Origin of the sequence: Coleofasciculus sp. C1-SOL-03 (genome assembly GCF_040220555.1) — a bacterium.
Lineage (GTDB): Bacteria > Cyanobacteriota > Cyanobacteriia > Cyanobacteriales > Coleofasciculaceae > Coleofasciculus.
Genome location: NZ_JAVJUO010000080.1, coordinates 13639 through 37149, shown reverse-complemented (window position 1 = coordinate 37149; position 23511 = coordinate 13639). Strand labels below are relative to the sequence as shown.

Sequence of the window (23511 nt, the reverse complement as noted above, 5' to 3'; positions counted from 1 at the left end):
TCCTTAAATGGTTTATTTCCACGACAATCTTTTTTCATAAATACGTCTTGAACTATACAATTCTTCTCCACCTTGTCTACTTTCCTTCCTTGTCCTCCTTGTCTTGTCCCCACCCTCAAGTAAAAAACCTACACCTGTCAGGGACTACAGGGGGGTCTTTATTAAGTGCAGCATCATAGAGAATTGGTGTTAGTAGTAGGCGCTTTAGCGCCTTAGCCGCGCCGTTTCGGGAGGAGATTAATCCAGATGAGATTAACATCCTCCCGCCGCCTTGATCTAATCAATGGTGACGCGGAAGCGGACAAAGCCAACATTATCTGGGCTAATTGTTGACACATTGCCCACATTCACTAACACCGATCCATTGGGATTATTGGGATTAGGACAGAACGTATTAACCGGGTCTAACTCTCCGAAAAATGTGCCTAAGTCTGCATCTAAGGCATTCGTCAGAGGGTTATCAATTCCCGCTTGATTCAACAAAATCCCTTGACCCGGTGAAACACTATCCGAGATAAAAGTCGTGCCTTCGGGAATCGCGTCACAAACCTGAACACCGTTAACGGTTGTCCCTCCATCGGAGAGGAAGTAGATTGTGTATTCCACATTATCACCGCTTTGCAGGGTATTTTCCGGTCCTAACTGGATAATGCCCACAGGCGGACGTTGCGCCCAACCCGCTGCATCGTCATCAGGGTCAGCCGGATCATCGTTAAAGCTGTTGAAGTCAATACCACTAATTGGTACACCGTTTCGGGTGATAGTGGTAATCCGCTTGACTAACCGCAGACGTGGATTGCCAGGACTGCCAACGGTGACAATCGTGGGGTCATCATCGCCAGTACCGGGAAGGTTACCCTGATCTTCTCCATCATCATTGATTTGTGGCAAATCTGACATCCCATCATCTCCTAGACCCGAAAGGGCATCGGTGAGAGAGAAGTCCACTGAACCGCCGCTTGATTGGGCTGTGGCTTGGTTTTGAATTTGTGTGCCAGCCCCAGCCGTGACGCGGACACTGTACATGATCATGACTTGACCGCCGCCAGTTCCTAATTGTCCTCGATTATTGGGATCACTCAGGTTTTGATCCGTGGTGCCGTTGAAACTGGGATTACCCTGTACTGTGGTATTCTCAGCAGGTCCACTGCCATCAACACTCCGGAAGTTATAACTATCGGCGACAAAACTTACCTTGTCAGCTTCGATTTGATCAGTGATTAGGACGTTAGTGATGGGAGCATTGGCTCCAGGATTGGTGTAAATGATCGTATATTCCAGGGTATCACCCGTAGTCACCGACCCACTCCCATCAGCATCAACAACCAGACGCACCGATTTACTTCCAGTCGGAGTTACAGGACTGACAAAATTCAGGATTGTCGGGTCGGTAGCACTATTATTCGGTTGGTTCACATTACCATCACCCCCTTCGCTTACAGCAGGATCATCAGCCATTCCCGGCTCATCCCCAGAACCCGGTTGTCGCGGATTGCGGGTATCACTGGCGTCGGTGCGGACGGGATTCCCACCATCTCCCTCAAAGTTGACCAGCCCTTGGTTGGTAATTGGATTAGCCGCCCCTGGTAGAATCCGGGCGTTGAAGGTGAGAACAACTTCACCTGTTGGCGGTAATGTTCCGGGTTCGGTGAACTCAATTGGGCTACCTGTGCCGTTAAAACTACTAATCGGTAGGCTTGAGGCAAGGGAAAACCCAGCATTTACATTAATTGGGTTAGAACCGTCGCGCAAGATTCGCACCTGAACCGGAAGAATTTCACTTAGAACAACGCTATTGAGAGTCCGAGTCGGGTTGGGATTACGAACGATAATCGTGTACTGAATATCATCACCGATGGTGAGATTACCACTTTGATCGTTGTCTCTCAAGAAACGTACCGATTTATTAGCAACTGGGCGCGTTGGCGTCATCGGGTCTTCGACTGTCAACACCGTCGGGTCATCAAAACTCGGATCGGAAGGATCACCACTATTATTGGTTTGCGGTAAATCTCCCGGTCTTTGAATGGCATCGGTAGGAACAGAGCGATCGCCTGTATTATCTTCAAAGTTAGCAACGGCTTGGTTGGTAATCTGAGTTCCCTGACCGGCGGTGATTTCTGTGCGATAGGTGAATACAACTTGACCACCACCACTGGCTAGAGTGCCAGGTGGTTGATTTAGGGTCGTGTTGGTTGTGCCGTTATAGTTGGGATTAGCGGTTACTGTTGTCCCAGGGGTGACATCGATGTTCAAACTGCCAGGAACAAAGCTTAAACCATCAGCGATTTCGTCCGTTACCTGGAAGTTGGTGATGTCTGTCTGAGGATCGTTGTTGGTATAAGTGATCGTGTATTCCAGAATATCTCCGGTGCTAACCGAACCACTACCATCGACATCTTCAGCTAGACTTACCGATTTAGTTCCGGCTGGATTGACGGGTGAGACAAAGTTCAGAATCGTTGGCGTTTCCGGACCCCCCGCCCGTTGGTTTACATCACCGTTCGCGTCAGGGGTTCCAGGATTATTTCCTCCAGACGCTTCTTCATCAGGATTGGTGGAGTCACTAGCATCTGAACGGACAGGATTTCCACCATCACCCGCATAATTGGCTAACCCTTGGTTAGTAATCGGACTGGCTGCTCCTGGTAAAATTCTGGCGTTATAGGTGATCGTCACCCTCTCACCTGGAGGTAGAGTGCCAGCATTGGTAAACGTAACAGGTTCACCGGTGCCATCAAAACTTGTATTGGGCAATGTTGGCGCTAGGGCAAATCCTAAATTATCAGGATCAGGGGCGTCGATATTAATATTAATTGTATCTCGCAATATGCGAACCTGAATCGGCACAATATCGCTAACCACCACATCATTAATGGTGCGAGTATTGCTGGGATTGCGGACGATAATCGTATACTGAATATCATCACCGATGGTCAGCGTGCCACTATCATCATTATCTCCTCGATCTGGGAAGAAACGCACTGACTTATTAATTACAGGTGGTACGGCGGGCGTTCCTCCACCAATGGGAACCGTGGTTGGGTCTTCTGGACTATTAGGATCATTGGGATCATCTGGCGTATCAGGATTATCCGTTGATACAGGTGTTCTCACTTGGTCACTAGTCACCGTTGCTGTATTGTTAATCTCTGTGACGCCTTCTGGTAGGGGATCGTTGATGGTGACTTGGAATGTAACTGTCGCCGTTTTTCCTGGATCAATATTTCCATCTCCATCTCCATCTTCAACAGAACCCCCATTGGGACTCACGAATGGTAGTGTGCCATTTACATCAGCAATAGGATTGCCATTTAATGTGGTGCTACCAGGGACATACGTGGTATTCGCGGGAATGTCTTCGGTGAGAATGGTATTGGTTGATGTACCAGTACCCGTATTCTCAATGGTGATAGTGTAGAGCAGTTCCTCACCTGGATCAGCCGCACCATTCCCATTACTGTCGATGGGTTCGACGGTCTTGCTGGGAACTAAATTCACAGGGTTAGGATTGACCGTTACCGGTGTTGGGTCAGGGAACTCTGGTGAATCTGGAAAATCAGAAACCGCTGTCGTTGGTACACCTGGACGATCTGGGGGTTGTTCACCTACGATTCCTTCAATGGTAGCTTGATTAAGGAATGTACCTGGCAGATCGATATTTAGGGTCTGGGGTATCTGAACTTCTATCTCCAGTGTTGGTTCTGAGTTTCTAGGGACAGTTATACCTGTAATGGTCAATTCATTCGTGCCTAACCCAGTAATATCACCGTTAATTTGCAATCCTGCATTGTTGGTTATTCTTGAGAATGTGCGTCCGTCAGGAGGAGCCGTACCAGAAGGAAGCCGATCAGTAAAGGTAACCCGTGTAATGTCGAGTGAACTGCGGTTAATAAATCGGTAGGTATATATCACTGTATCTCCAGCCGTCACCTCTGTAGGTGAAACAGTTTTCTGGACAACTGGAGCATAGGCACAGGAAGCACCATCATTTTGACTAACGGCTGGAGCTACGCTGCGTTGTACAAATTCATCTCCACCACTACCGTTAATACCAACCTCAATACTGTATAAGACACCATTACCAGAACCATCATTATTTTGATAGCCGAATAATGCACCACTCGCATCAAAAAATATCGCTCCAAAGGAATCCTGTGAAGTAAATTCCTCACCGAAAAATGTGACATCAAGAGGATTATTTAAGTTTTCTTCTCGCGAAAAAAATCCAAGCTGACCGACGCCATTACTTACGGAGTTCCTACCATAACCATAGAAATTACCATCTACTGGATTAAAAGCAATGTCGGCAAAGTTAGGAGCACCATTCACTGTTGTGGAAGAGTTAAATGCTACCGAATTTGCTGAAACAGTTAGCCTAGCCAAGACTCCATTTGGGGGAGAGTAGACGTAATAATTACCACTATCATCGATATCTCCCGCGATAAATCGAGTACCTGGTGGAATGTTATTGTCAGGAACAGAAATAGAGCCAATTTGCTGAGTAGCGCCATTTTGCTCTATTCGGAAAACCGGAAAAGCCCCATCATCTGGATCTTCCATCCCATTTGCATCGAGCGCATCTGGACCGATCGCGTAGATAAAGCCGTCTTGCACGTTAAAACCCATGGCATTGTACCGTGCTGTCGCCCCACCGATTTCCTGTAGCCTAAATGGACTCACATTCGTAATCAGTCGGTTGAGTCCAGTGGGATCTTGCGGTCCTACAGCTTGACTAATATAGAGCGTGGGATCGCAGGGGAATGCTCCTGGGTCTATTTGGGCTGAAACTGGCGGTGGCGCTGTTAAATGTGTAACAAAATAAGCCACATAAATGACTAAGGCGATAAATCGAATCCAGCGTTGTCTTAATCCAGACAACGGCGATTTATCTTTATGAATAAGTCTAGGTTTTTTCTTGTGACGCATAGCAAATTTCAATTAGCTGTATATCTGGAAAAGCATAGGTTTATCAGTTTCTTTCCGGCAGTATTGATATCCTTGTTGGGAACTTTGACCGCTAAATCTTGCCCTAACAATTAGCCACCAGCAACTAGGCAATGGATCTAAACTCCGCATTATCGTCCCCCTCCCGTTGGTTCAATTTGCAAGTCCGTTTCTTGGTCTTCAAAAATAATCTCTAAGCCTCTGAGATCCTGGAAAATAATTTCCACTCGGCGATCGCGTGCGTAATCCACCACCCCGCTACCCGTTGTCCGGCGCTGGCTTTCGCCGAAGGATCGAATCGTCATGCGTCCCGGATCGATTCCTTGACGCAATAGATAATTCCGCACCGATAACGCCCGACGTCTGGCTAAGGCTTGGTTATAGGCGACACTGGCGCGGGGGTCAGTGTGTCCTTGCAGTTCAACGGTGAGGAAGGGATACTCTTGGAGAACCGCCGCCACTTGATCCAATACCGCCGCACTCTCTGGCGAGATATCCGAACGATCTAGGGCAAAATGCACATTCCGAGGCACCCGCAGCGTCAAGGGTTGTTGAACCGGTGGAGTGGGTTCTGGGGGGGGTGGAGATGGCGGCGGCGTTTGGGTGAGACATTGAGGAATCACGGGGGGTAGGGGTTCTGGGTTCGCGGGAATTGTACCATCTGACGACTTCACTACCGCATTCAGGGCAGGTTCTGATGTGCCGTACTCCGGATCAGTCGCGATCGCACTTATCGTCTCCCCTGGCTGTAACCCCGTCAGCGTAACCCTAAATTCACCCTCTGCATCGGTTATTGTCGTGCCAATCGGTTCATTCAACGGACCATAGACACTCTCGGCGGCTTCCCGTACCCGATAGAGTTCCACCGTGGAACCGGGTTCCGCTTGACCAAATACCTCTATCTCATCCCCCAACTGAACCAACTCATCGGAGACAAATTGAGGGGCATTTATCCCATTGTTCCCTGTGGTCTGGCGTTGATATTTGGTGGTACGGGGGGGATTATGACCATCCCCGATTTGGAAATGAATCGGTTCTACGTGTTGCTGGGTGTTCAGGTCAATACTTAACCCTTCTAATCCGGCAAACCGATTGGTTTCGATAATATTGCGATCGCTATCTGGATACGCCGTCACCACCACACCCGGTCCCGGTTGATAAGCGATTTGATTTTCCCTAACTTGGTGATTATTTCCCATCAAATACACCGCCGCCCGTCGCAGGCGTCTGCCATTAAAAATAATCTGGTTTTCGCGAATTTGTACCGCCCCTTCCGGTTTAAATAAATACACGCCACTGCCATCATTGCCACAAATTAAATTTCCGGTAATTTCTGAATCATTAATTATCCCTTCCAAGCGAATCGCATCCGGCATTCCATCTATGCCATTCCCGACAATAATATTTTCGCTCACCTGTAAATTATTGGCTTGCACGGAGGTAATAATCGCACTGCCATCATGGTCAGTAATTCGATTGCGGTAAACCCTTGTGCCTAAACTATTAAACACATATACGCCAAATGCTGACCTATTTTCTGGCATTTCCCCATCTGGCGGAATTCCCAACCAATTGAACTCAAGATTCACATCTTGAGGCGGAACATTTTCCGGATAAAAGGGAAACCGATAATTAGGTGGTTCTTGTTGACTAATATCCGGCGGCGGTGAGGGATGGGCAATAAATATATCAGCCGGAGGAGTGGCTAAAGTTGTCTCGTTTACGGCTTTAAACCCATAAATACTCAAGCCTCGCACCGTGACCCCATCTGCCACAATGGTTAATCCCCGCAGAATGGATTGACCGGGTGTCGGAGTAATGGTGACAATGGGTTGAGGAATGGCAATTTCCGCCGTGGGTGAGGTTGTCGGATCATACCCCGGTTGGGTTGTGCCATCCACCACGAGTCCTGGACTTGCCAACGGGGGCAATAATTCAGTCAGATAAATTGTGGTGTCTTGGGGGGGTAAATTAAACTCAATTCGGGAGGATTGTTCAGCACTGGAACTAACCAACGTTCTTTCATTATCACTTAATTGATTAACTGTCAATTGACCATTTGTTAGTTCAATCGCTTCCCGTAAGGTGAGAAATTCATCGGGCGTGATACTATCCTGAGTGCTATTAACAATAACCCGTAAATTTGGGGATTGGGCTGTGGCTAACGTTGGCAATGTTAAGACACTGGCTAACGTCAAAGTTTGTAGTAAGCGCTTTAGCGCTTCTGGCACTAAAGTGCCGACTACGAACAGGGGGTTTGTAGTAGGCGCTTTAACGTTTGTAGTAAGCGCTTTAGCGTTTGTAGTAAGCGCTTTAGCGCTTCTGGCGTTAAAGTTTGGAGTCAACACTTTAGCATTTCTGGCACTAAAGTGCCGACTACGAACACGAACACAGTTATTGAACACTATTTCTCACTCCTCACTCGTGGGATTTGCCGCTGGTTCATTATCCGCCACGGGCTGTACTTGAGATTCCTCTTGCTGCGGTGGCGGGGCGACTTTTTGCCGTCCAAATCCGCCAAAGAGTTCATTCACCTTAAAGGTGACATTTAAATAAGGACCCCCTTCGGAACGATACCCGGTAAAATCTCGGTCATCGACACTACCGAAGCTATAGCCCACCCCAACTCGCAAATCCGGGGTGATATAGTACCCCGTTTCCAGCGCCCAACCCCATTCATCAAAATCAACAGACGGTTGACCAATCCAGCGCCCTTCTACCGCTAAATCCATCCGGTATCCCAATCGATAAGTTGTGCGTAATTGTCCCAAATAAATAGTGCTACTATTGCTGAAATTGTCAGCTAAATCAGTGGTACTACGACGCAGGGCAAATTTCCCATAAAATTCCCAGCGCCAATTGGGTGCATAAATCCCTTCACCGGAAAAGACGTGATCATTAGAACCCGTACCACTGCCAAAGAGTAAGGTATCAGGAATTGTAGACGGATTTTTGCGATATTCATATCGCATTAAGGCATTAAAACGGTCATCAAATGGATTGCGGTAGGCTAATCCCAACTTGACCGACAATGTATCATCTAAGTCTTCTAAAAGTTGACTGGCTGCACTCGCTTGTTGGTAACGGAACAAAGCGGTTAACGAGGGGGAAACTTTACCCAGCGCCGCCGCCGAAATTACTGTGTTATCGCCAGCCGAACTATCCCGATGTTCCAACCGCGCCGAGGCTTTAAAGTCAGGATTGGCGGTATACTCCACACCAACACTAAAGGAATCCCGTTCCGTGAGTCCCAACGACGCCGCACTTTGACCCACAGCATAGGGTTGAGAAAAGCGATCGCCTGCGGCTGTAGACTCAAAGATATCATCAGCGATGCGTTCATAACCCAAGTTAACCCGCAGTCCCGGCGCTAGCAATATACCGTGTTTCAGTCCCAATGCCGCTTGTCCAGTCATGCCATTCATCCCACCGATAACCGAATATCGGGAGGAAATAGATGTATTTTCACCTAACTGATATTGGGTAATCGTTTCCAGACTGGTAATCGAATTATCGTCTAAGAGTCCGCCATCGAAAAACTGATGCGCCAGTCGCAGCGTTACTCCCGGTTCCACCGCCCAATCTAAACCCAGAGTAGTCCGGGTGGGATAGAGGGGGTCACTATCATCCAGGTTCAATTCGTTTTGCGCCCGGAAGGTGAAAACCTCGTTCAGGGGAACATTCAGGCGAGACACCAATTGACTGGTATTCGTATCAAAGGTATCACCCAAATTGTCTTCCCGTGAACGGTTGACATAGTCTAAACTCAGGTCAGATGTGCCAATTTGTTGTTGTACCCCCGCCCGGAATGTGGTCAAACTATTATCCACCCGACTACCGGGTAAAGCTTCACTCGCCCGATTAAAGATATTATCCTCATTAAAGGGGTCAAAAAACTCGACAACATCGCGGTCTCGCGCTGCGGTACCAAAGTTATCTTCGTGATCAAAACTCACTCGCACATTAGTATTTTCACTCAATTGTGCCGCTACGTTTGCGCCATAGCGAGTTTGACCGGGAGTAAAACTGGTGGTGGCGTTATTGGCAAACCCTTCTTCTACGGAACGGTAATATGCCCGCCCTTGAATCCTATCTGAAAAGGCACTGATGGCTTCCAACCGATAGGCATTTCCCGTCACCAATCCCCTGAAGGGAGACTCATTCGTGGAATGACCATATTCGCCAACAATCCGTCCTTGCGTCCCCAAGGAAACTAAGAAGTCCGCGCCATAGAGTTCAAAGTTTTGTAACCCTTGGTTTTCCCGCAGATAGGTGGTTCCTACCCAACGTTCTTGTTGAAAGTCTTGGGAGAAGTTATATTGCAACCGTCCCCCATAGATATTAGTGTCGTCATCCGCTTCAAACTGATAAGTCACCACAATTCGCCGGACTAAGGTATTACCAAAAGGGTCAAATTCTGTGGCTCGCATCGGACGCCGAAACAGGAGTGAGCCTCGGTCATAATCAATTTCGTAATCGGGACCGCGATAGAGGGCTTTGCGTTCGATGACGGTACCGGGGCGATTCAGTTCTTCGGTTTCAATGTAAACATTTTCACTTCCCGGAATCAGCAAGCGACGAGAAAGGAAGTAGTAGCCACTGGTGCCATCGGGAAGAATGGTATCCCGTTGAAATCCTTCCACATCGGGGCTAAATAGGGCAGTAACTTGCAGATTCCCCAGGTTATAGTTCCCTTTAAATCCGTGTAATGCCCTGGCTGTAGCCGTAAATTCCTGGGAAGCACGGGTAAATTCGGTGGTATTATAATCCCCCCACATCGCATAGTCGGGTTCTGCACCAGGAACCAGAGAGGAACGCTCAAAGCGCAGATATACGCTGTCTTTGGATGGAGTAATGTAATCTACTGTGGAACTATCCCCATACACAGGGTATTGGTTTTCACAGAACTGGGGTCCGCGAAATAGGCGGGTAATCCCATCACAGGTTTCATTCAACGGGCGATCGCTATTATATGCCCCCGTGAATAACCATTCCCCAATTCGACCTGTGGCAAAAATAGCACTGTCTAGGTCAGCTTCTAGACCATCATCAATCAAATCGGGATTGAGAAACTCACGGCGACTTTCCCAAAAGTTGGTTCCCGCTTCCCCAATCCGCAAATTAATCACCCCAGAGACTAAGGAAGGGCGCAGGTGGGTGACGAATTCGATTTGGGTATAGGCTTGGATGGGTTCGGAAAAGGTGGGAATCGCGGCGCTCAGCGTACTCTCTTCTAGGGTGATTTGTTCGATGTCGGGAACACCGAGTCGTTCAATCGCCGCCCGAATCCGCACTTTTTGAGCGTCTAACCCGGATTGCAGTCGGGCGCTAAATTGCCCTTTTTTCGCCAGAACTTGAAAGCCGAGTTGATCATCGTCATAGTCAGCGCCGACAAATTTCCCAGCTTCTGCGGTGAGGGTGACAACTGCATCTTCTTCAATCAGTTCCCCGGTTTCTCTGGTGATACTCCCTTCAATCGTAATCGTTGAGCGAGCATCAGCAGGGACACGGGGATCACCGACAGGGGTGAGGCTAATTTGAACGTCGGTTTGGTCGGCTATAGGGTCAACGGTAAGCTCTAGACTAACGGGTGTGCCGTTATCTGGGGCAACAGTAATGGTATTGTCACCTTTTTTGAGCGGGACGCCATACCAGATTTGGGTAACAATGGCTTGCGTCTCATCCCGTTCTATTGTCGTCCGGGTTTGAGCAGAAACAGGTTGTTGATTAATCGTCACCTGAACCTGACTATCGGCGTGATACTGAATCATCAAGTCCGTTGTGCGATCGCCAATTGTACCGGGTTCTGGACTGAGAATGCGAATCTCACCGGGAGCCAATTGCAGCCCATTATTAATGGTTTGTTGAGCCGTGCGGCTGAATTCATCTTGGAAGGCTTCAAGTTCCGACTCGGCGGTTTCTGCTTCCCCCGTTTCCTCTACTCCTCTGTTTCCAGACACATCATGGCGCAGGGCGGGTTTAGTCAAGTTATCGGTTTCCTGGGATAGGTTATCAGTGAAACCCGCCCCTACAGATTGGTTGGATTGGTTCCTCTGTACCTCATCTCCCTCATCCCGAATCACCTTGGGTAAAGGCGCTAAAGGCGACTCCATCCGGGCGGGTTCAATATCGCCCAAGTTTTCACTACTCTGAGATTGGGCAATACTTTCGGACAGGGTATTGGCGAAGTTGTCCGATTCAGACGCTACAAGATTAGAGGGAGAAGGCTCTATCGTTTGTGTTTCACTCAACTGGGATTCTTCCTGAACCCCATCACTGGGAATGGCTAACTCGTGCTGGGAATCAGGTAAGTTCGAGGTGCTGAAAACATCGATATCACTGCCTTCTGCCTTCTGCCCTCTGCCCTCTGCCTTCCCCAGTTGCCAATCCTCGGTTTCTGATTCTGGCGATACCTCATCGGCTTTCGCCACCGGAATGATGCCAATAATCCCCACCAGAATCACCAGCAATCCTAAAGACATCGAAGACAACCATCGTTTACCGGGAACACTGTAATACTCGATACTTTTGAGTAACGAAAAATAAAGCGTGAATCTCAGTAGTTTGGCTTGACTCGAGTCATCCCAACTGTTCTGATACTGAGTATTATTCATCACTGCTCCTCCCCATAAGCCGGTGTCACCGCAAAGTTCATCCGCGCCATTCCTCCAGGTGCAAGTCGCACCAAGCGAGATTGACTATTCCCTTCGATGAAATAGAGATTGGGAGCGAGGCTGTATCCGGGCAAACTGCTCAAATCCAGCGTCCCACTGCGATTTCCGGCGATAACGTTGGCTAATGAAAACAAACCATCGGTATCCGTGGTAATCCGGTTACCATCATCCATATAAATCACGGCATTTGGGACGCCCGGTTCTCCCGGTTGCTGTTCGCCATCAAAGTTCTTATCCACGAACACTCGCCCCACGATGGTGCCGCAATCGGATAAAATTCCCGGTCGAATCCGCATCAAAAAGCTGGCGATATTGCTGCGCCGTTCCTGGGCAACATTTCGACCATCGCCCCGAACCGCATCGGGTGTGATCACCGCCGCATAGATAATATTGAGGGTTTGATTGGGTTCTAAGCGGGGAAACGTAAACGCGACATTGCGCCCATCCCGCTCTGCTGAGGGTAATGTTACGGGTTCTGTATTAGTGCCTGTGGTAATCGAACCTTGCAACGACTCCGGCAAAAATCGCACACCCAAAGGCGATCGATCCGTCACCACAATGTCACTTGCAGGGGCTTCTCCGGTGTTTCTCAGGGCGAGGCGGTACACCACCGTATCTCCCGGTTCTGCAGCCGCGCGATCGGCTGTTTTAATCAGCTCTAGAGCCGCTTGACCTGCCACTAGGGAGGTTTCGTTAGAGTTAACAATACCTGTAGGCAAATTATCACCGGATGCCGACGCTTGATTTTTAATTTCTTGGGCAGTAGCCGATGAAGTTCCAGTGAAGAATAATGCAGCAATAAGCATAGTTAGGAGCCGATCATAGCTCCCTAACGTTGCCGTTAAAGATTTCATCAGAAGGTAGCACCCCAAAAGGGAATTGAATTGTTCAACAGTAAGGAAACCCGTTTGTCCATCAATTGACTGACAAACGTTGCTATTGACCGTGAGTTGGATTGACTGTTTTTGGGATTTTTACAAGAAACTAAGAGCTTAAGACACTGTATATTAGCGTAAAATGTGTTTATCCCTTTTTATGTCGCTCCCCTTTAATTGGTTGAATTTGTGAGTTTCAGTATATTCACTGATGTGCATGAATGAACTCTAGCGTTAATATCAATAGTCAGTTGGAGCAATTAAGTTATCGATTTTGACTCAACCTCTAAACGCTAAAAAGCATCTAGCAGGTTAACCCTGCTCCAATGGATTGATAGCTAAGACCCGTTAATTTAGGCTCTCGCAGTTCATTATAGTAGCCTATGACCAATGACCTGACAAGAGGTCGTGTAGATGCTCTGATACTCACGATTATAAACCATTACTCTACTGATAGAGTAAAGCCATGAATGAGTTATAACCCATGTCACAACCCTGCCAGAGCTTGAAGTCTGGCAATTTTTTGTGACCGGGGTAAACTGCCCGAATAAGCTATCCTAACCTATGACATCTGACCTGACAAGTCATTTTGTCAAAAAATTTACTTCATAAAGTTTTGATAAACTTTTGAGCGGTCACTGAACCAGGAACAAGGAACAGGAGCAAGTCAAGTTGTGAGCGCATCTAGCACTTTCTAACACTGCGTAATAACAGTAGCCATGAGAAATTGCTGTCATCCTCTATCTTTGGGTGTATAGCCGTAAAATCGAAATATGTTAAGTAGGTGGACACAATTAAAGTTAACGGTGGAGATTAGGGAACAGGGAACAGGGAACAGGGAACAGTCAGGGTTTGAGACTTGTTTACATAACTTAATCTAGTTAAGTTTATTTCCACCAATCTATTATCAAGACTTAGTGGCAACAACACGCTGGGCGCTCACCTCATTGGCACAAGGGCGACCCGACTCGACATCGCTAATGTTAGATAATGTTGTCTGAGCAATATTTTGCAAAGCATCTTCAGTAAAAAAGGCTTGATGACCTGTAATCAAAACGTTAGGAAAGGTTAATAGTCGTTGAAAAACATCATCTTCAATGACTTCGGTAGACAAATCTTCAAAGAACAAATTAGATTCTTGTTCGTAAACATCTAAACCTAGATAGCCAATTTTTCGAGACTTGAGCGCATCAATAACAGCTCGCGTATCAATAAGTGCGCCGCGACTGGTGTTAATCAGCATCACGCCTGATTTCATTTGTGCCAAGGCTTGAGCATTGATCAGGTGACGGGTTTGAGGGGTTAAGGGACAATGCAAGGAGATAATGTCTGACGTAGCGAAGAGTTCTTTGAAATCGACATACTTGATCCCTAATGCTTCACAATCAGGATTCGGATACAAATCATACGCCAGTAATTTACACCCAAATCCATGCAAAATCTGGGCAACCAGGAATCCAATTTTACCCGTACCGACAATCCCTACCGTTCGTCCATGTAAATCAAATCCCATAAATCCATCCAGGGAAAAATTTCCTTCTCGCACCCGGTTATAAGCGCGATGGATTTTACGGTTAAGGGTTAAAATGAGTCCTACGGTATGTTCAGCGACAGCATAAGGTGAATAGGCTGGAACTCTCACCACGGTTATGCCGAACTCAGCCGCCGCATTTAAATCGATATGGTTGAACCCCGCAGAACGTGTGGCAATCAGCTTCGTCCCCTGTGCCGCCAGCACTTGCAAGGTTGTTTTATCAAGTTGATCATTAATAAACACGCACACCGCCGGAAACCCGACGGCTAAGGCTGTGGTTTCCTGGGTCAGACGGGGTTCAAAAAAAACGAGGTTATGATTGTAACTAGCGTTAGCAGTTTCCAGAAAATTCCGGTCGTAGGATTTGGTATTGAAAACAGCGACTTTCATGGTTGTTTATTGTTTTATATAAAGTAAAAACAAACAGCAAATAACTGACTGCAAATCTATATTATAGTATAATTAAAAACTATTGTGAGGTTAAAATATCGGTGACAGGGGGGTAACGATATCCACCATTAACGTTTATTGTGCATTGATATGCCGTAGTAGGCTGGCAAGCTTAAAGTTGTGGGTAAAATTTTTCTGGATCGTTACTCTCATAAGGGTTTCAGGAAATACTTGACCACTGTTTTAACCTTGCCAAGCTAGTAGGGTGGGCATTGCCCACCAGCCTGACACCAGTACCATTTTACTTAGGTTGATAAACTTGACGCAGTTCCTCAATTGTGTTTACGGCTGGTAGCGCGGCGAGAATTGCTCGTAACTGTTCCACATCCTGAATTTCCGAGATTTCGGCTAAAATGTCTAACGGTTCACTGCCAAACTTCAATCTTAAACATATTTCTATACCTTCTAATAGCCCTTGCCGTATTCCCTCCGTCTTATGCCACAACTGACGCAGTTCATCTAGCGTACTTACCGTTTTTATTCCTGTAAGAATTGCCCTTAAGTTTTCTACATTCTGAATGGGCAAAATTTCCGGTAATAGATTTAACCCTTCTCTGCCAAATTTCAAGCCTAAGCCCAATTCAATTCCTGCCAATAGCCCTTCTCTGATTCCCTCTTGACGACCCTCTTGGCGACCTTCTTGACGACCTTCTTGACGACCCTCTTGACGACCCTTTTGAATTCCAATCCTTTCCACACTGGTAATATAAGGCATTCTCCTTTCCTCCTCGTACTGACCTAATTCTGTCCAAAACTCATTGTCTAACTCTTGAGGTAAGCTCATTACCCAGTCTATAAAATGGAATAAGTTGATTATATCTTCTCGCTCATAGCCCCGTTCGTACAATCCCCGAATTAGAGCCAGTTTTAATGATTTACGCTGAATTCTATTATTTCTGGTTTCTTGGGCTTGTAAATGAGCCATGACAACAGTAGCAAAGGGATTGCGGGAAGTCTCTAGGATTGACCACCTCTGGGAATAGTCTAGCAACTTCACCACGGGAAAGTTAAACTGAATCTCACTTGACCATAGCTGATACCCATACTGATTAGGTCTCCAGGTCGATCGTTCATCTCCCAAGATCGCTAAACTGGCAACGTTTCGCTTATAACGGTCAAAAATGCGGTAATGGTAAACGAACATCCGTTCAGCAAAGTCAATGGTGGGGTTAGGGCGGGTTTTGTTGTTCAGTTAATGGGAACAAAGTGAATGAAGTCCCTAAACCCGCCCCTACAAACGACGAATGACGAATGACAAATGACGAATGACAAATGACAAATGACGAATGACAAATGACGAATGACAAATGGCAAATGACAAATGACGATCCTCGCCATTAACATTAATTTTTACCACCTATTTCCCTTACCACCTATTTCCCTATTTCCTAAAGCAACGAATTAATTCTGCCACAGACCAAGCTTGAGCGATCGCGCCTTGGGGGAGATGGGGTTCGTCTCCATCGAAAATCTCGGAAATAGACCCAATACAGGCTTGATGCTGAAGGTGATCTAGCAAAGGTTTCCAGTCAAAGGGAAGCGGTTCTGTGGGGTAGAAACGTTTCCACGCCCGACAAAAGGGTCCAATCAGCCAACTCCAAACTGTTCCTTGGTGATAAGCACTATCCCGATGCCAGCGATCGCCATTATAGTAACCAATGTATTCAGGGTCAGCCGGATCAAGGCTTCGCAAACCGTAGGGAGTTAACAAGCGATCGCGTGCCACTTGCAAAGCCTGTCGCGCTTGATTTTCCGCAAAACCACAATGATACAGAGACAGCGCCACTACCGCATTCGGGCGAATTTGAGGATTACGGTAATCATCGGGTTCTATGGTGTCATAAAAGTATTTTCGCTCTGGATTCCAAAACCGATGCAATGACGTTTTTACTTGTTGCGCTTGCTGAATATAATGTTGAGTATGGTGTAACAAACGCACCCGATCCTGAATCGCCCCCGTTGCCATTTTTTCAGTCCATTTGCCGATCCAACACAACGCTGAATACCAAAGCGCATTAATTTCAATCACTTTTCCCAGACGCGGTGAAATCGGTTGACCATCCAACACCACATCCATCCAGGTAATCGCCACATCCGGCGCGTCCCAAGTTAGCAGTCCATCTACGGCGTCAACTTGAATATTGTAACGAGTGCCTGCGGTATAAGCTTTATAGATTTTGCGGACGGTTGGATATTGCTGAATTAAAAAATCCCAATCTTGAGTAATTTCCAAATACAGTCCCAGGGTTTCCAGCCACCATAGAGAGGCATCAATACTGTTATAAATCGGGTCACTCTCTGCATCGGGAAAGGTATTGGGAATTAAACCATCGCGACAATAATTGCTAAAGGTTTTAAGTAGTCCCTTGGCTAAGGTAAAACGTCCTGTCGCCAATGCTAATCCGGGCAAAGCAATCAGCGTATCTCGTCCCCAATCATTAAACCAAGGATAACCAGCAATCACCGTCGGACTATTAATGGAAGCGCACCACGCAATAAATTGATCGCCAGCTTTGAGTAACTGACGCCAAGTCGTCTCCCACTCACCTTCCCCAGCTTCCCCTAGAAGGGCGGGTTTAGTTAAGTTATCGGTTTGGCGCCATAAGTTATCTGTCAAACCCGCCCCTACACCCCCTGCTGCTATAGCCACTAACTGATCTTGTCGCTCTTTTTCCCCTTGCACCGCCGCCTCAAACACTTGAGCATTTAACTGGAGTGCTGCTGTATCTTGAGGACATCCTACCCGCGCTTCCAAGGTAACTGTTGCGCCCGGTTCCAGAGAAATAGTAAGATAGCCAGGACTATAGAGATCTTCGCGATCGCCTAACCCGCGCTGGTTTTCTTCAGGATAGTAGTAATTCCAATACCACAATTCATCCGGTTGATACTCCCCTACACTCCACCCCAACTGCCAAGGCGTACCTATTTGATCCGGGCGCATGGCTTGCAGGTAAAGGCATTGATGTCCAACTAATTGAGAGAATTGTAAATTGTCTTCATCGAATTGCTGGTGATGAAAGTTGCGATCGGCAATCAAGGGTCGTAACCTTAATGTTGCCACTTCACTGCCTTGATAGCGATACTGAATCAGAATCCGATGACAAAATTCCCGTGTTTCCCTAGAGGCTTCCTCATCCTCAACTAACCCATAAGGCATAACCAGTTGACGTGTCAATTGCCATTGCTGGTATCCCCAAACCCACTCAGGAACAGGATCAGTGTCAAAAGAACGCAAAAATTGATAGCCTACCGGATCAATCGTCTTACCCCCATTCCAGAAATTTGTCGAAAGCGCCCAAATCTTGCCAGATATCTCCAGACTGGTATCCAGATGAGAGAGTAACAATGTCCGTTGTCGGGGCGGATTCAGCGCAGCAATCAACCAGCCGTGATACGTGCGAGTGCGAGCATCACATACCGTACCACTGGCAAAACTGCCTAATCCATTCGTGAGCAGCCATTCCCGTCGATCTAAATAATGCACCACAACGTATTTCTCCCAACAGAACACCTAACCAGTTGTCGCAGAACCTTTGGTATTGCTTGTACACGGCTTCTCAAGCTCAAAAACCCAATACTGTTACTGGAAGTAGTATAGTTTAGCGAATAATCGTTTTATATCAATTTACCCAAGAAAAAATTAAGGTTTCACCCTAATTTGACGTAAAGAACGATAGAACTGAGCCAATAGGCAATCCCATCATCTTTGCTAGTTGGGTTACGGCTCCTGCTGTCAATGAGCGATCGCGAAATGGTACTGGCTGATTCGGGGGTTTTGGGAGTATGCTCGATATCTGTATGATCAAGAAATTCAATGTGCCAGCCCCGTGTCTTAGTTGTTACCTCTTGTACTGGACAAAAGCGATTAAAATCTGAAAATCAATTGACATTAGAGGATTTTAAGGATAATACCCGACTCCAGCAACGAGAGGCGGAGTTAGCCAAATTCGCTTGTCCTGCGAATCAGATGTACACAGGGCAACAGCACCTCAGAGCAATGGAGGGAGTAGAGTTACTGCGCCAGTCTCTGGGGCGGGAAGCAGTAGATGTGGTGATTCTTTCTGCGGGTTATGGATTAATCCCTGAAGATAGAACTATCGTGCCATACCAAGTCACCTTCAATCGGATGAAAGGCTATCAGGTGGATGAGTGGGCTTCTGTTTTGGGAATACGCCAAGCCTTTGAACGTGCGATCGCGGATTACGACTTGGTATTTTTATTACTAGGGAAGAACTATTTGCGATCGCTCTCTCTTCCGGTTGAAACCTCGCCCACCCAGACTCTTGTATTTTTAGCATCCAAAACCAGTGCCAAATATATCCGAGAGTTGACAGCCAAGACGTTTGTTTTTACTCTGTCTAACATAGAAGCCAAACGATATCGCTATAGTTTAGTAGGTTTAAAAGGATTTCTCTTCAAGCGGTTTGCTCAGTGGGTCACCCAGGAGACCCAGATCTTACAACAAGTTTACCAGGAGCCAGAAGTCTTTAGGCAGGTTATGGAACGGGAACCTGTTCAACTAGAACTGCCTCTGGAATTGCCAAAAATGCGTCATTCCGTTAAGTCAGTTAAGACTAGAAAAAAAAAGCTGTCTAAAAAAACAGAATTTTTTCCTATCCCTGACCTTCCTCCGGCTCCGAATTGGCATTTAGGAATGCAATATTTTATCCCTGAATGGGATGACCGAGTTGATCCAGGATATAATTTTCAAGCCGATACTTTTACAGCTAATCGAGATGCGTATTTAGATGATATATACGCTCATCAGATTTACAATTTACCGAACTATGACGGAGTATTAGTCTCAAAAGTAGTCGTGGATAAGAGCAAGAAAAAAAAAGAATACATAGAAAGAAATGGAATTCACGATTTTGTCCGCTTTTCGGGTAAAATAATGGGCGACTGTGGCGCATTTGGCTATATTAAAGAGTCGGAACCTCCTTACACGACTGACGAAATCCTGGACTACTATGAGCAACTGGGTTTCAATTATGGAGTCAGCATTGACCACCTGATTGTGGGACCATTTGCTCAATCGGGTGTGAAAGAAAAGCGCTATAATTTGACCCTCAAGAATGCTGAGGAGTTTATTCGGAAGCATAGAGCTGGAAACTATCATTTTACGCCTATTGGTGTAGCTCAAGGGTGGAATCCAGACTCATACTCTAAAGCTGTTAAGGACATCATTGGTATGGGATATGATTATGTTGCTTTAGGAGGACTTGCCAGAACACCCAGCCACGAAATTATCGAAACTCTTGAAGCCATTTCCCCCTACTTAACTCCAAACACGCGGATGCATTTGTTTGGCGTTGGACGAATTAATGCGACTCCAGCTTTCCGTCATTTAGGTGTAACGAGTTTTGATTCAGCCAGTGCTTTGCGGAGTGCTTGGCTAGATTCAGCCGCCAATTACCATACTATCTCTGGCAAACAATATGCGGCTGTCCGTATTCCCCCAGTAGAACGCTCAGGCTTGCGAGTCAAGCGTGTGCTAGAAGCTGGGATATCTGATCGCGAAACTCTGAAGCGGCTTGAAGAAAACTCACTCAAAGCTATACGGGAATTTGATGCAGAAAAGCTGACTTTAGAGGAAACTCTAGACATACTGTTAGCTTATGACGAGTTGTTAGAATTGCCCCGTGACGGTCAGGTAAACCCTGACGCTAAAGCTAGACGCTTGAGCAAACATGAAAAGATGTACAGGGAACTTTTAACAGATAAGCCTTGGAAATCATGCGATTGTCAAATCTGCCAAGACCTTGGCATTGACGTTGTTATTTTTCGAGGAAACGATCGCAATCGTAGACGAGGATTTCATAATACATTTGTTTTCTATAAAAGGTTTAATGAGTTATTTAAATAATCAATTGAATCTTATAGTTTTTTGAATAAAATTGCTAGAATGAATGTTGGTAACCGATAAATCATTCATTGGCGAGAAATAAAAGGTGACCAGAAAATTTTTACCCGTTTTCTCTTTAGACTGGTCGGGTCTATTGAAGAAATTAGAAAATGTAGAAGGAGACTTTGGCATACTTGCTCCTGTCTCCTGCTACAATAAACTCCTGATGAGGATTCGTGAACTGAATAAACCCTTTTTCATTGACAGCAGTGTTTTTGAAAATCAGGGTAATCCATGGTACTGTCAACTTCATTCTGAGTTTATCCATAATCGATGGGTGCGTGAATTACGCTTGGCAGATGAGCTACAGTTGCGCCAGACAATAAAAAATTATTTAGCTCGCTGCGACAATTTCAGTCCAGATTACGTTTTTGCTCCTGATATTATTGGAGAGCCACTACTGTCTTTGTATCTCGCCCGACTCAGTTGGGAAGAATACTGGCGTCAGCCCAGAGCTTATGCTTTGATTGGGGTTGTTCAGGTCGGAGCGGTACTCTACAATTGGCGTCAACAGCCAGTACCTCAGTTGGACTCTGTTCCACCCCATTACGATTCACCCAGAAGTTTTCTTGCTTCTCTGATCAGTGCTTACCGAAATATTGGTTATCAGTACATTGCTTTGGGAGGTTTACTGAAAGCTGATACTACCATGCCAACTGGTCTAAAGTTTGGTTTATCCCCTCAGGAATTGGATGAATTACTAGCCTGGAGCCGACCCGAATTTGTTTTGGGAGGTCTGGCATTAACTCGTCTGGAAGTCTTGAGGAAGCATAATGTTTGGGCTGATTCTACCAATTGGCTTTGGTGGGATGCTCGTTATGACCAGCAACGATTTGGGCATCGGAATGCTTTACAGGAGAGTTTAGGGTGAGCTTTGACCTAAAATTTCATATTTCTGTTGGTTCCAAGGAAATCACTTGATCGGGTGACAAAAGTCCTCCAACTTTCACAACTTTCAGTTCACCAGTTTCTTCAGGGTTTTGCTCTCTGACTTTAGCGATCTCACTTTTAATGAGGAAGCCTTAACCGATGAGACATCCTCAGAAACGATTACCTTTCGATAGATGAGGAATCGAGGGGCATGAATAGGTTGTCTTCGATACGCGATCGCAATTCTTCAGGCACTTCACAGCCGCTATTCATACAATCTACAAGCAATTTATTTGCATCAAGATACCACTGTAGTACCTCAAAATCATTATCGTCATACCACTGCTCTAACCCCATATTGCGATGCTGCATTATCCCATTCCTTAATTCCTCAAGCCATGCTTCACCGTCCCATCCCCACCACTTTACAAGTTTCTCTAAGTGTAAGAATTCAGGTCTGTATTTAGCTCATCAATCAGCCTGGGTGTACGAGCCGTGCAAAAGTAAGTTGGGAAAGGGAATTAAGTCATATCGGCGAGTGCGCCCAGGCTCAAAACCCCAGCATCAGGCTGATACTATCCATCTCTCAGGATGATGGGTAGGAATGGAGCCTCGGTTTGCCAGTGTCTAACCTTGTCGAGTTCAATCACAAGGGACACAGACAACTGGGTTTCAAGGGACAGGTTCAGGCAACAGTGACACAGATTGCCCCGACTCAGTTTGAGCGACCAAGGCGGCTATAAAAAACTCAATCACCGACCGTCCTTGCCGCCGACAAGTCTGCACTACACTTAATAAATCCGCTGTTTCTTGAAATCGTTTCATTGAGCGAGACCCACCACTGACTTTACGTTTTGTCACCGCCAAACGCAGAGAACGTTCCGCCAGGTTATTGTCCGGTGGCACTTCTGGGTGGTCGAGGAAGTACCACCATTGTTGGGCTTTATCTCGTAAAGAACGTAGTAACTTGCCCGACTCGTATCCGGCTGTACTTATCCACTGTTGTATGGTTAGCGCCACTCGTAGCTTAAAAGAGGTCGCCCAGGTAAAAAAAGAGGTAGAATCTTGAGTTTGACGCCATTGTCGATGCTGGGCAAAGGCTTCCTCAATTAGTTCGATGAACGCTTGCCCTAAAGCTGGATTATTACCATGGCTCAATTTCACGACTTTTTTGAAGTGACGTAAAAGATGGGCTCGCACATTTCTGTTGTGCCTTGACCTCGTAGCCGTTATAGGCACTGTAATCATCACTATTGATTACACCATCAAACCTAGACCCCAACTGTTGGATAAGTTCAGCTCGTGAGCGGGTATCACCCGGATGAAACAGACAACACTCTTGTGTCGCACTCACCCACAACCATTCTTTGAGACCCAACACTGGCCAAGGAGATTCATCCACATGGACTAACGGTTGCTGTTTAATCCACTCCCGCAAACCGTCAACGCTTTCCTTCACCGCATCTGCCATCCGAGCATTTGTGGCATTAAGAGTTCCTACCCCTATCTCAATCTTGCCCAGTTCCCACAGTAGTTCTTGCTGCTTTTCATAAGATAGATGCCCATAGTTGCCCAACCATACCAGTAGCGCTTGCAATCTCACACTCAAGTCTTGTCCTGGCACGATGTCTTTTGACCAAGGCGCTGCTGTTAACTGACCACAACAGGCACAACGGCAGGTTTGCCTCTGGTATTCGACTACTTCTATCGGATGGGCTACCAGTTGCGCGACTTGCTGCCGCGGCACTGATGCTGGATTTTCCTCAAATTCTACACAGCCACAGCTAGTGCATTTTGGGGGTTTGAGAATGGAGTATCTATCGACTCGCCCAAAACCTTTCCGGGTTTTACCCGGGTGACCTGGTTGTCCTCCTGGCTTTCGTTTAGGTTTGTCGCTATGAGCGCCAGCTCTGTTGTCCCCAGCACTGTTACTCTTGTCGCCAGCGCTCTTGTCCTTCGGCTTTTTTGGTTTTTCCGGTTTGAGAAGCAAGTCCGTTGAAGGGGGCGCCAGAACTTGCTTGACTATCAAGTTTCTGGCTGGCTTTGAGCCTATATATCTCTTGTTGCAATTTTTCAATTACGAGCTGTTGCTGCACCAGCAAACCAACGAGTTCTTCGGTGGGCAACTGTTTGAGTTGGTTTGGGTCAAGCTTTAAGTTCATGACAACAGCACTCACATACCTTATATTAAAGCAGATTCTGTGTTGAGTGAACACAGGCGTTGTCCTTTTCCCACTCAGAAAGCTTTAAAAAGGG

The 23511-nt window shown here is 46.5% G+C and carries 9 protein-coding genes and 2 pseudogenes; 2 read left to right on the top strand and 9 right to left on the bottom strand.

What is annotated here, in order from left to right; all coding sequences use genetic code 11:
• Window positions 1-276: 276 nt before the first annotated feature.
• The 7 genes from RIE73_RS14250 to RIE73_RS14220 all read right to left on the bottom strand — a co-directional run bounded on the left by RIE73_RS14250 (window position 277) and on the right by RIE73_RS14220 (window position 17964).
• The gene (locus RIE73_RS14250; RefSeq protein WP_446401798.1) at window positions 277-4881 is read right to left on the bottom strand and encodes an isopeptide-forming domain-containing fimbrial protein; all 4605 of its coding nucleotides are present in this window, start codon (window positions 4879-4881) and stop codon (window positions 277-279) included.
• A 197-nt stretch (window positions 4882-5078) separates the two neighbouring features.
• The gene (locus tag RIE73_RS14245; RefSeq protein WP_446401797.1) at window positions 5079-7178 is read right to left on the bottom strand and encodes an OmpA family protein; all 2100 of its coding nucleotides are present in this window, start codon (window positions 7176-7178) and stop codon (window positions 5079-5081) included.
• A 180-nt stretch (window positions 7179-7358) separates the two neighbouring features.
• The gene (locus RIE73_RS14240; RefSeq protein ID WP_446401796.1) at window positions 7359-11561 is read right to left on the bottom strand and encodes a hypothetical protein; all 4203 of its coding nucleotides are present in this window, start codon (window positions 11559-11561) and stop codon (window positions 7359-7361) included.
• Complete coding sequence (locus tag RIE73_RS14235) at window positions 11561-12427, bottom strand: hypothetical protein (protein ID WP_446401795.1); 867 nt, start codon at window positions 12425-12427, stop codon at window positions 11561-11563. Before RIE73_RS14235 ends, RIE73_RS14240 begins: the two co-directional genes overlap by 1 nt.
• Window positions 12428-13403: 976 nt before the next feature.
• Window positions 13404-14420, bottom strand: a complete 1017-nt coding sequence (locus tag RIE73_RS14230) for a 2-hydroxyacid dehydrogenase (RefSeq protein WP_446401794.1) — start codon at window positions 14418-14420, stop codon at window positions 13404-13406.
• Window positions 14421-14721: 301 nt separating this feature from the next.
• Entirely contained in the window at window positions 14722-15624 is a 903-nt protein-coding gene (locus tag RIE73_RS14225) for a cytosolic protein (RefSeq protein ID WP_446401793.1), read from the bottom strand.
• A 237-nt stretch (window positions 15625-15861) separates the two neighbouring features.
• Entirely contained in the window at window positions 15862-17964 is a 2103-nt protein-coding gene (locus RIE73_RS14220) for an amylo-alpha-1,6-glucosidase (RefSeq protein ID WP_446401799.1), read from the bottom strand.
• A 330-nt stretch (window positions 17965-18294) separates the two neighbouring features.
• On the opposite strand from RIE73_RS14220, the gene dpdA reads away from it, so the two are divergent.
• Window positions 18295-20346, top strand: a complete 2052-nt coding sequence (gene dpdA, locus RIE73_RS14215; RefSeq protein WP_446401792.1) for a tRNA-guanine transglycosylase DpdA — start codon at window positions 18295-18297, stop codon at window positions 20344-20346.
• A gap of 85 nt (window positions 20347-20431) precedes the next feature.
• The gene (locus RIE73_RS14210; protein WP_446401791.1) at window positions 20432-21256 is read left to right on the top strand and encodes a hypothetical protein; all 825 of its coding nucleotides are present in this window, start codon (window positions 20432-20434) and stop codon (window positions 21254-21256) included.
• A 179-nt stretch (window positions 21257-21435) separates the two neighbouring features.
• On the opposite strand, the pseudogene RIE73_RS14205 reads toward RIE73_RS14210, so the two are convergent.
• Window positions 21436-21681: pseudogene (locus tag RIE73_RS14205) on the bottom strand (NACHT C-terminal helical domain 2-containing protein); the annotation flags it as partial.
• Between the two features lie 246 nt (window positions 21682-21927).
• A pseudogene (gene tnpC, locus RIE73_RS14200) lies at window positions 21928-23417 on the bottom strand (IS66 family transposase).
• Window positions 23418-23511: the final 94 nt, after the last annotated feature.